This is a genomic window from Bradyrhizobium sp. PSBB068, assembly GCA_016839165.1.
In the GTDB taxonomy this organism is placed as follows: Bacteria; Pseudomonadota; Alphaproteobacteria; order Rhizobiales; family Xanthobacteraceae; genus Bradyrhizobium.
The window spans coordinates 4170875-4182028 of sequence record CP069300.1; the positions used below are offsets into that span (position 1 = coordinate 4170875).

An 11154-nucleotide genomic window follows, 5' to 3' on the forward strand; every position below is an offset into this window, starting at 1 on the left:
ATTACCTGCGCGTCTTGGTATCTCCGCAATTCAATCGCGCAATGGCCATCCGATTGATCGCTCAACAGGTTTGAACGCCGCGCGCACTTTCTGCGTCGAAGTGCCGCAAGTTTCTGTCATCTGCGCGTTAAATAGCTGCCAGATTACCGCAACAACGTGCGGCTAGCCTCGCACCACCAAACGGAAACTTTGTCGACCATTGCGGTCGCAAGACGTAGACCGACGTCATGCAAGACGTCGGTCGTGCGCTTGCGCGCGTGTGGCGGCGTATTGGCGGGGCGGCGTGGCACGACGACTTTCAACCGTTTGTTGTGTCATCGCCGCGGCTTGCCTCGGGCTTGCTGCGAGCGGCATGACGGCTTGGCTCGCCGCAGCAGGCGTGCAGGATGCGCCGCGCACGCAACAGGACGTTTGCGCGCGGCCCGAGCCCGGAAGCGCGATCGAGGAACCCGGCGAACTGCGCAGCCGCGACGGCGTGCTCGAAACCGACCTCACCATCCACGATCAGAAGCTGCCCGACGGAACCAGCCGCTATTGCTATCTGACGCCGAACGGCAAGCCGTCGCCGACCCTGCGGCTGAAGCCGGGCGATCAACTGGTCATCCATTTCAAGAACGACCTCGTCGACCTCGATACGACAACGCCCGCGATCGATCGCCCGCTCGCCGGCGCGCCGATCTGCACGACGAGGAAGCAGGCCGACGTCTGCGAGAGCGGCGCGATGACGCCGATCTCGACCAACCTGCACTTCCACGGCCTGACCGTGCCGCCGGTCTGCCATCAGGACGACGTGCTGAAAACCTCGATCCAGCCCGACGACGCGCCGTTCGACTATCGCCTGCGCATTCCCGACGACGCGGCGCCCGGCCTCTATTGGTATCACCCGCATCTGCACGGCTTCAGCAAGACACAGGTGCTCGGCGGCGCCTCCGGCGCCATCATCATCGAAGGCATCGAGCGCGCCGATCCACAGCTCGCCGGGCTGCCCGAGCGCGTGCTCGTGATCCGCGACCAGGATCTCGTCAATCCCGACGCGCCGCCGTCGAAATTCGAGCCGGTGATGACCAAGAGCCAGCTCGACAGCGACGGCGACGTCGCCAACTCCGGCACCGGCTTCGGCAAGCCGTCGAAGGATCTGTCGATCAACTTCGTGCCGGTGCCGTATCCGAACTATCCGCCGGCCAGGCTGACGATGAAGCCAGGCGAGCGGCAGCTGTGGCGCGTGCTGAACGCGTCCGCGATCACCTATCTCAACCTCGCGCTGCTGATCGGCCGCGCGCCGCAGCAGATCGGCATCGTCGGGCTCGATGGGGTGCCGCTGCAATTCCAGGGCAGCCCGTCGCCATCGGTGCAATGGGTCAACCACATCGGCCTGCCGCCGGGCTCGCGGGCGGAATTCATCGTCGAGGGACCGCCGGCCGGGTCGTCCGCCTTGCTGGTGACCCGGGCGGTCGACACCGGGCCCGCCGGCGAAAACGACCCCAACCGCGCGCTGATGACCGTCACGGCCTCAGCCAATGCGGACGAACCGCAGTCCACCCTGCCCGCGCACGCCGAGCCGTTGCCGAGGCCGGAGCGGCCGTGGGTCGGCAACGTCGCACCGGTGCACGTCAGAAAACTGTTCTTCTCCGAGCAGCCGGAGAACCCGAACGATCCGAACAGCCCGACCAAGTTCTTCATGACCCTCGAGGGCGAGACGCCGAAACCGTTCGATCCGCAATCCGACGTTCCCGACATCACCGTGAGACAGGGCGACGTCGAGGACTGGATCATCGAGAACCGCTCGATGGAGCTGCATGATTTCCACATCCATCAGCTTCACTTCCAGCTGCTCGACTGGTCCGGCGTCGCGGTCAACGAGCCGTTCCTGCGCGATACCGTCAACGTGCCCTACTACAACGGCCGCATGCTGAAATATCCGAGCGTTCGCCTGCGCATGGATTTTCGCGACCCCAACATCGTCGGCACCTTCGTCTACCACTGTCACGTCCTCGAGCATGAGGACGGCGGCATGATGGGACGGATCAAGGTCGTGCCACGCGACACTGCAAGTTCCACCAAGCCGACCAACCACCAAAAAGGAGAACTGTAATGCGCGACAAGCGGAAGTCACGTTGGCTGCAGAGTTGCCGCCTCACCCTCAGCGCACTGGCGCTGGGCCAGTTCACCGCCGGACCTGTCCTTGCACAGGACTGGGACCATCACCACCATGGACATGAGACCCGGACGCCGATCAAGCACGTGATCGTCATCATCGGCGAGAACCGCAGCTTCGACCACGTGTTCGCGACCTACGTGCCCGAGCGCCGCGACCAAAGCGTGTTCAACTTGCTCTCGCAGGGCATCGTCAAGCTCGACGCCAGCAAGAATGCGATCCCCGGGCCGAACTTCGAAAAGGCGCATCAGCAGGCAGCTTTAGATAACGGCCCGAGCGATGCGTTCCTGCTGAGCCCGCCGAAGCAGAATTTCCCCAAGGATCAGCTGCCGTCCCCGCAGGTCGGCGGCCCCAAGGTCTCCTACATCCCGAACAAGTGCGGCAGCTCGCCGATCACCACCTGTGAGGCGTCGCTGGTGCTGGCGCAGCAGTCGGAATCCGGCCTGCCCGCGGAGTACTACCAGTACCTTTTGACCGGCGGTACCGGTCAGACGTCGCACACGCCCGATCAGCGCATCAGCAACGTCAATGCGTTGCCGGCCGGCCCGTTCCAGCTCACCAACGGCGATGCGATGCCCTACGACTCCTATTCGGCGAGCCCGGTGCATCGCTTCTACCAGATGTGGCAGCAGTTGAACTGCAACCACTCGGCAGCCAGCCGCGACAACCCGTCGGGATGCGGCGGCAATCTGTTCGCCTGGGTCGAAGTGACGGTCGGCGCCGGCGCCGACGGCGCGACGCAGCCCTCCAACTTCTCCACGGAATACTCGCCGACGGCGACGACCACGGGCGAGGGTTCGACGGCGCTCGGCTTCTACAACGTGCAGAAGGGTGACGTGCCGTACTTCACCTCGCTGGCGCAGAAATATGCGATGAGCGACAACTTCCACCAATCCGTCAACGGCGGCACCGGTGCCAACCACATCATGCTCGGTCATGCCGACATGATCTACTTCAGCGACACTTACGGCAACGCCGCGGTGCCGCCGAACGGCATTCAGGTTTTCGGCGGCACGCCCGATGCCGGCATCGTGCATGAGATCGAGAATCCGAATCCGGCTGCCGGCACCAACAATTGGTACACCGAGGACGGCTACGGCGCCGGCGGAAACGGCGGCTTCCCGCCGCCCTTCCAAACGAGCCCGGTGTCCGGCGGCGGCTCCTACAGCGACTGCTCGGATGCAAGCCAGCCCGGTGTCAAGCCGATCCTGGACTATCTGAAGGGCATCCGGATCAACGCGAATTGCGAACCGGGCCACTATTATCTCTTGAACAACTACAATCCGGGTTATTTCGGCAACGGCAAGAACGCCTACACCGACACCAATCCGTCCAACACGCCGTTCACGATCCCGCCGTCGACCCGCAAGAGCATCGGCGACAGCCTGAACGACCGGAACATCTCCTGGAAGTACTACGGCGACCAGTGGAACAACTACGTCAACGATCCCTACCAGCTCAATTGGGGCGTGGCCGGTCCGACCGCGGATGAGTATTGCAACATCTGCAATCCGTTCCAGTACGACACCTCGATCATGTCGCACCCGGAGCAGGTCGCCGCCCATATCAAGGACTCGGTTGATCTGTACTCCGACCTCTCCAAGCACTCGCTGCCGGCGGTCTCTTTCGTCAAGCCGAGCGGCTTCACCGACGGTCACCCGTCATCGTCCAAGCTCAACCTGTTCGAAGGCTTCGCCAAGAAGGTCGTCGATCAGGTGCAGGCCTCGGACTACGCCAGGGACACCGCGATCTTCATCACGTTCGACGAAGGTGGCGGCTACTTCGACTCCGGCTACGTGCAGCCGCTCGACTATTTCGGCGACGGCACGCGCATCCCGCTGATCGTCGTGTCGCCATACGCGCGGCACGGCCACATCTCGCATGAATATGCCGATCATGTCTCGATCATCAAATTCATCGAGCGGAACTGGCGCCTGGAGCCGATCACCCATCGCAGCCGCGACAACTTCCCGAACCCGGTTGCGGCGCCCGGCAATCCCTATGTTCCGGTCAACAGCCCGGCGCTCAGCGACCTGTTCGACTTCTTCGATTTCGACGACGGCGGCCATCACCATGGTGGTGACGGCGACGATCGGGGTGACAACTGGAACCACTGACGGCCGCACCTTGCGACACAACGATCCGCCGGCCCGAAAGGCCGGCGGATTTCGTTTGCGTCAGGCCGGATGTCCATCTCCCGCCGGAGCCTGTAACGTGTCCGGCGACACCGACCACGTTTGCAATGGACACCCCGTTCAATGACGTCAATCGCATTCCGCGAGGCTCAGCCCGCCGACCTTCCGGCGATCATCGCGCTCCTCGCCAACGACACGCTGGGGCAGCAGCGGGAGGATTCGAGCTCGCCACCGAACCCGCGATATGTCGATGCGCTCCAAGCCATCCTCGCCGATCCCAACCAGTTGCAGGTGGTTGCGATCCTGCACGGCGAGGTGATCGGCTGCTTGCAGCTCAGCTTCATCCCCGGACTGGCACGCATGGGCGCCTGGCGCGGACAGATCGAAGCGGTCCGAATTGCCGAGATGCACCGGAGTTCAGGCGTCGGACAGCAGATGTTCGAATGGACGATCGGGCAGTGCCGGACGAGAGGCTGCGACCTCGTGCAGCTGACCACCGACAAGGCGCGCCCCGACGCGCACCGCTTCTATGAACGGCTGGGCTTCGTCGCCAGCCACATCGGCTACAAGCTGAAGCTCTGACACCTGCCGGCGTCAGTCACGCGTATTGGCGCAGGATCGCGAATAGGCAGCGCGGTCGCTCTGGTTCAAGCCTGAGGCTGCGGCCTCGTCGAGGCAGCGGCTGACACGGTCGCCGAACGAGCTGCGCGCGGGAGCACGCAGGTTCGGCTGCGTGACCGCGTCCATCTTGGGGATCGGCGGCACCTCGATCTTGGGCGGCGGAGGTGGCGGTGGCGGCGGCGGCAGGGTCGGATTGTAGATCGAGCCACCGGGCCCGAGGATTATTTGCTTTTGTGCAAAGGCGCTCGGCGCGCCGATGACCCAGAGCAAGGTGCAGGCAATAATCAAGGATCGCTTCATGGCCTATATCTCGTGACGGCGCGGCGCTGGTTCAAGTGATTGCCAGCTGCATCAACGCCGCCCTTGATAAGCGAGTTCCCCGGCCGGCCTTCACGGCTTCTGATAGATCACGTGACCGGCGCGGATGGTGGTGCTCACTTTCGCGAGATTGGCGACGTCGCTGAGCGGATCGCCGTCGAGCACCACGAGATCGGCGTCGAAACCCTGCTCGACCTTGCCTTTCCTCGCGGCCTTGAAGAACCGCGCCGGGTTGGTGGTCAGCGAGGCCAGCACCTGGCGTTCCGACAGCGCGCGATGCATCAGCTGAAATTCCTGCGTGGTGTCGTACAACTTCGTGAACCCGACATCGGTGCCGAACAGCACGGGACCGCCGTTCTCCGAGAACTGCTTGAGCTGGTTGACGGTCGCCGCGACCAGCTGTTTGGTGACGTTGGGATCGAGCACGACCGTGGTGAACAGCGACAGCGTCGGGATCAGCGCGGTGTTCTGTGCCTTGAACCGCGCCAGCTGCTCCGGCGTATAGCCGCCTTCGCTCGGGTCGGTGTGCGCCATGATATCGACGCCGGCCGCGATCACCGTCTCGACACCGGTCTTGTTCTGCGGATGGGCAAACGCCGGTTTGCCTTGTGCATGCGCCACGTCGACCGCAGCCTTGGCGATCGCCGGGTCCATGTTCACGACCGGCTTGTTGCCCTTGAAGACACCGGTGAACAGTTTCACGCCATCCAGATTGAGGTCCATGTAGCTGCGCGCCAGTTGCGTGGCCTCGTCAGGGGTCGATGCCTCGGGCAGCTGCATATCGGCGGGCAGATAGGCCGGATGGCCGTCCTTCGGAAAGATGCTGCCGGCGAGGAAGATGTTCGGACCGGCGACCTCTCCGGCGGCGATGCGCTTGCGCAATGGGAGGATGTTTCGCGGATCGGAGCCGAGGTCCCAGACGGTGGTAAATCCCCAGCGCGTCAGCATCTCCTGCATGTGCTGCGTCAGCGGCGCGGCCGGCGCTTCGCCGGCGAGGTGCCAGACGTGCTCGGTGAAATGCACATGGCTGTTCCAGAACCCGGCAACCACGGTCTTGCCGCTGCAATCGATGACCCGCGCATCCGACGGCACCTTGACCTCGCCGGACTTGCCGACCGCGCTGATGACGCCGTCCGAGATCACGATCACCGCATCGGGCAGCGCCGCCGCATCGGCGGATGCGTAGAGCGTACCGCCGCGGAGCACCACGGTCTCGGCTTGCGCCGCTCCAGCGGCGACAGCCGAGCCGATGAGGAAGAGCGCGACGCGTAGCCAGGTCCGGGTCATGGTCAGCCTCTCTGATGATTGCATACCGGCAACGACCGGCGCGCGGCAACATAGAGGCCGTGCGCGGCACGGTTTGATCGTTCTTGCTGTCGCGACGGATATTGCAGGGCGGCCGGCCCGTCACTCCTCGGGCGCGTTCTCGATCGGGTCGAACCGGTCGGCCTCGAGCCCGAGCAGATTCCAGGATTGCAGCATGTGCGGCGGCAGCGGCGCGCTGACATCGATCACGCCGCCGCGCGGATGCGGAATCACGATGCGGCGGGCCAGCAGATGCAGCCGGTTCTGCAGGCCGCCCGGCAGCTGCCAGTTCTCCTTGTTGAAGTATTTCGGGTCACCCACGATCGCGTGATCGATATGCGCCATGTGGGCGCGCAATTGATGGGTACGGCCGGTGACCGGCTTGAGCGAGACCCAGGCGAGCTTGGTCGCGGAGGCCTCGACCACGGCGTAATAGGTCACCGCGTGGCTGGCGCCCTCGTCGCCATGCTCGGCGATCCGCATGATGCTGTCCTCCTCGCTCTCCTCCTTGGCGAGGTAGGTCGAGATCCGGCCCTGCTTCGGCTTCGGCACGCCGGCGACCAGCGCCCAGTAGATCTTGCGCGCGGAGCGATGGCGGAACGCGCCGGTGAGGAACGATGCAGCGAAACGCGTCTTGGCGATCAGCAGGCAGCCGGAGGTCTCGCGGTCGATACGATGCACGAGGCGCGGCTTCTGCCCCTTGGGGTCGCGCATCACCTCCAGCATCTGGTCGACATGGCGCGTCATACCGGAGCCGCCCTGCACGGCGAGGCCGGCCGGCTTGTTCAGCACCAGCACGTCGTCGTCCTCGTACAGCGTCATGTCCTTCAGCGCCTGCAGCGTCTTCGCCTCGGCCTCCGAGAGCGCGCCTGACGTCTTCGGCGTGTCGAGCCGCAGCGGCGGAATCCGCACGCTCTGGCCCTCCTCCAGCCGGTCCTTGGAATCGGCGCGCTTGCCGTTGACCCGAAGCTCGCCCTTCCGGACGATGCGCTGGATATGGGAGAACGACAGGCCGGGAAACCGCGCCTCGAGGAAGCGGTCGACCCGCATACCGTTCTCGTCTGCCGTGACGACGACGGTCTGCACCTTGGTCGGCAATGGCTGCTCGGCCGCCTGCTTCTCGGCGCGAGGCTCGACCCGCTCCTCGCGGTCGCGGCGTGGCTCGGCAAAGCGCGGCGGCTTGGCGGCGGTACGCTGCGAGAACGGGCGATCACCGGACTTGCGCTCGTCGGGCTTGCGGCCGCGAGGCCCGGCCGCGGCCTTACCACGATCCTGATCGCGATCCCTGTCACGCCCCTTCGCGGACCCCTTCGCACCCGCTTTGGTACGGTCGCGCGGCGATATGGTTCTCTTGATACGGCGGCTCATGGTGGTTTTTCGGCTCCAGACCTGCATTGTGCCTAGCGCAAATGCCGCGAATCGTCACGGCGAAATCGGTGTAAATCCGCTGCCGCATCGGCCATGTTCGGCCGCTTCCGGCCATCGGGCAGAGCCTCGGAAGGAGCCCTGGAATGCGACGGACGACATCGGCTTTGGCGGCGGCCCCTGATGCTCACGGGTCCGTCGCAGCGGGCGTTGGAAAAATATCGAAAACAACCCCATGCAAAGCAGCCAGCGGCGGGCGTTCGACCAAACAACTTGACACGTCGGGCAACTCAGGGATATTCTTCTATTATTCCGAAATCGCGAAAGTACCGCCGTCATTGCGAGGAGCGATAGCGACGAAGCAATCCATAGCTCCGCATATTCGGCTAGATGGATTGCTTCGCTTCGCTCGCAATGACGAGCGCTACGGCCCGCCCCGCTCCTTGCGTAGCCGCGCCCAATAGTCGAGCCGCTTGCGGATCTCGCGCTCGAAGCCGCGGTCGGGCGGATCGTAGAAAGTCTGGCGGCCCAGCGCTTCCGGGAAATAGTCCTGGCCGGAGAACGCGTCGGGCTGATCGTGGTCATACTGATAACCGGTGCCGTAGCCTTCCGACTTCATCAGCTTGGTCGGCGAATTCAAAATGTGCTTCGGCGGCAGCAGCGAGCCGCCCTGCTTGGCGGTCTGCATCGCAGCGCCGAACGCAGTGTACACCGCGTTCGATTTCGGCGCGGTGGCGAGATAGACCACGGCCTGCGCGATCGCGAGCTCACCCTCCGGCGAGCCCAGGAAATCATAGGCATCCTTGGCGGCGTTGCAGACCGCCAGCGCCTGCGGATCGGCCAGCCCGATGTCCTCGACCGCCATCCGCACCACACGCCGCGCCAGGAACAGCGGATCCTCGCCGGCATCGAACATCCGCGCCAGATAGTACAGCGCCGCATCCGGATCGGAACCGCGCACCGACTTGTGCAGCGCCGAGATCAAATTGTAATGGCCGTCGGCCGACTTGTCGTAGATCGGCGCGCGGCGCTGCAGGATGGCCTGCAACTGCTCGGCATTGAACACCTCGCCCTTGCGCGCGGCGCGCCAGACCTCTTCGGCCAATGTCAGCGAGGCGCGGCCGTCGCCGTCGGCCATCCGCACCAGCACGGCGCGCGCCTCGGCATCGAGCGGCAGGCTCTTGCCTTCGATCTTCTCGGCATTGGCAAACAGCCGTTCGATCGCAGCGGTATCGAGCGAGTGAAACACCAGCACGCGGGCGCGCGACAGCAACGCCGCATTGAGCTCGAAGGACGGGTTTTCCGTGGTGGCGCCGACCAGCACCACCGTGCCGTCCTCCATCACGGGCAGGAAGGAATCCTGCTGCGCGCGGTTGAACCTGTGCACCTCGTCGACGAACAGCAGCGTGCCCTTGCCCATCTCGCGGCGGGCACGGGCGGCATCGAACGCCTTCTTGAGATCGGCGACACCGGAGAACACCGCGGAGATCTGCTCGAAATGCAGCTCGGTTGCGTCGGCCAAAAGCCGCGCCACGGTGGTCTTGCCGGTGCCGGGCGGGCCCCAGAACACCAGCGAGCCCAAGGTGCGCGTCTCCAGCATGCGGGTCAGCGCGCCGTCGGGGCCGAGGATGTGATCCTGGCCGACGACGTCGGCCAGCGTGCGCGGCCGCAACCGGTCCGGCAGCGGGTGTGGCGCGTCCTGCTCCATCCCCGCCGCGGCGAACAGGTTGCCAGCCTCGCGCGGTTGCTTTGCGCTCATTCCTTGGGGCTCATCCGCCGAGCGTCACGTTGATCTGCTGGCCGCCGCGCACCAGCGTGATGCGCCAGATCCGCGAGCCCGCCTTGGATGCCTTGTCGAGGTCGCTGGTCCGGACGATCTTCTCGTTGTTGACCGCGAGGATGATGTCGCCCTTCTGGAAGCCGACATTGGCGGCGGTGCCGTCATCGGCGAGCTCGGTCACCACCACGCCCTCGGCGCCGGCATCGAGATGCAGCTCGTCGGCCAGCGCCGGCGAGATGTTGGCGACCCGCGCGCCCTGGAACGGCGAGCGCGCGGTCAGCACGATCTCGTCACGGTTGGTGTCGGGCGCGGTCTCCAGCGGCACGGTCAGCTTCACCGGCTTGCCGGCGCGCTGCACCTCGATCTCGGCGTTGCCGCCGAGCGGACGGGTCGCGAAGCGATAGTCGAACGCGTTGGGGTCGTCGATGGACTGCCCGTCGATCCCGACGATCAGGTCGGACAGTTTGAGCCCGGCCTTCGCCGCGGGGCTGTTCGGCGCGACATTGGCGACCAGCGCGCCGGTCGGTAGCTTCAGTCCCAGCGTCTCGGCGATCTCGGGCGTGACCGCCTGCAGCCGCGCGCCGAGCCATGGCCGCTTCACCGCCTTGCCGCCGCTCTTCGCGGAAGCCACCACGACGCGCACCATGTTGGCCGGGATCGCAAAGCCGATGCCTTGCGAACCGCCGGAGCGCGAGAAGATCGCGGTGTTGATGCCGGCGAGCCGTCCGGTCATGTCGACCAGCGCGCCGCCCGAATTGCCGGGATTGATCGCAGCGTCGGTCTGAATGAAGAATTGATAATCCGTGATCCCGACTTGAGTACGCGCCAAGGCCGAGATGATGCCGTGCGTCACGGTTTGGCCGACGCCGAACGGGTTGCCGATCGCGAGCACCACGTCGCCGACCTGCAGCTGATCGGAATTCGCGAAGTCGAGCGTCGTGAATTTTTCCTTGTTGGTGCCCTTCAGGCGCAGCACCGCGAGGTCGGTGCGGCTGTCCTTCAGCACGATCTCGGCCTCGAACTCACGCTTGTCGGAGAGCGAGACCTTCACCTGGTCGGCGCCCTCGATCACGTGATTGTTTGTCACCACGAGGCCGGAGCCGTCGACCATCACGCCGGAGCCGAGCGAGCGCTGCATCTGCTCCGGCTGCTGCCCCGGCACGCCGAAGAAGCGGCGGAAGATCGGGTCGTCCAGGAACGGATTGCGGTTCTGCACGGTTTTGGCGGCGTAGACATTGACCACCGCCGGCTGCACCCGCTGCACGATCGGCGCATAGGACAGCTGGAGCTCGGCCTGGGAGGACGGCACGCGACGGTCCTGGGCCGCCAGCGGGGAGAGATTCCCCATGAAAACCAACGTGCACAGAGCGGATAGGGCAGCCAAGCGGACAGGTCGGAGCATTCTCACCTCTCGTGGAAACGCCGGAATATAGGCGTGTTCGCCGGGCAATTGAAGGGCGCGGCGCCGGATAACT

Annotated in this window: 8 protein-coding genes; 3 read left to right on the forward strand and 5 right to left on the reverse strand. The window is 65.0% G+C overall.

What is annotated here, in order from left to right; all coding sequences use genetic code 11:
* Positions 1 to 352: 352 nt before the first annotated feature.
* The 3 genes from JQ507_19410 to JQ507_19420 all read left to right on the forward strand — a co-directional run bounded on the left by JQ507_19410 (position 353) and on the right by JQ507_19420 (position 4872).
* Positions 353 to 2092: a multicopper oxidase domain-containing protein gene (locus JQ507_19410; protein ID QRI67165.1), complete on the forward strand. Its 1740-nt coding sequence runs from the start codon at positions 353 to 355 to the stop codon at positions 2090 to 2092.
* A complete protein-coding gene (locus JQ507_19415) occupies positions 2092 to 4272 on the forward strand; it encodes a phosphoesterase (protein QRI67166.1) in 2181 nt (726 codons plus the stop codon). Before JQ507_19410 ends, JQ507_19415 begins: the two co-directional genes overlap by 1 nt.
* 141 nt (positions 4273 to 4413) lie before the next feature.
* Positions 4414 to 4872 (forward strand): GNAT family N-acetyltransferase, encoded by a 459-nt coding sequence (locus tag JQ507_19420; protein ID QRI67167.1) that lies wholly within the window; start codon positions 4414 to 4416, stop codon positions 4870 to 4872.
* A gap of 12 nt (positions 4873 to 4884) precedes the next feature.
* Here the strand turns inward: JQ507_19420 and JQ507_19425 are convergent, their stop codons facing one another.
* The 5 genes from JQ507_19425 to JQ507_19445 form a co-directional block, all read right to left on the reverse strand.
* Positions 4885 to 5211 (reverse strand): hypothetical protein, encoded by a 327-nt coding sequence (locus tag JQ507_19425; protein ID QRI67168.1) that lies wholly within the window; start codon positions 5209 to 5211, stop codon positions 4885 to 4887.
* Between the two features lie 90 nt (positions 5212 to 5301).
* Positions 5302 to 6516 carry an amidohydrolase family protein gene (locus JQ507_19430; GenBank protein ID QRI67169.1) on the reverse strand — a complete coding sequence of 405 codons (1215 nt, stop codon included), beginning with the start codon at positions 6514 to 6516 and terminating at the stop codon, positions 5302 to 5304.
* A 120-nt stretch (positions 6517 to 6636) separates the two neighbouring features.
* Positions 6637 to 7902 carry an RluA family pseudouridine synthase gene (locus JQ507_19435; protein QRI67170.1) on the reverse strand — a complete coding sequence of 422 codons (1266 nt, stop codon included), beginning with the start codon at positions 7900 to 7902 and terminating at the stop codon, positions 6637 to 6639.
* A 421-nt stretch (positions 7903 to 8323) separates the two neighbouring features.
* Complete coding sequence (locus JQ507_19440; GenBank protein QRI67171.1) at positions 8324 to 9658, reverse strand: replication-associated recombination protein A; 1335 nt, start codon at positions 9656 to 9658, stop codon at positions 8324 to 8326.
* 10 nt (positions 9659 to 9668) lie between these two features.
* Complete coding sequence (locus tag JQ507_19445; GenBank protein QRI67172.1) at positions 9669 to 11027, reverse strand: DegQ family serine endoprotease; 1359 nt, start codon at positions 11025 to 11027, stop codon at positions 9669 to 9671.
* Between the last annotated feature and the right edge of the window lie 127 nt (positions 11028 to 11154).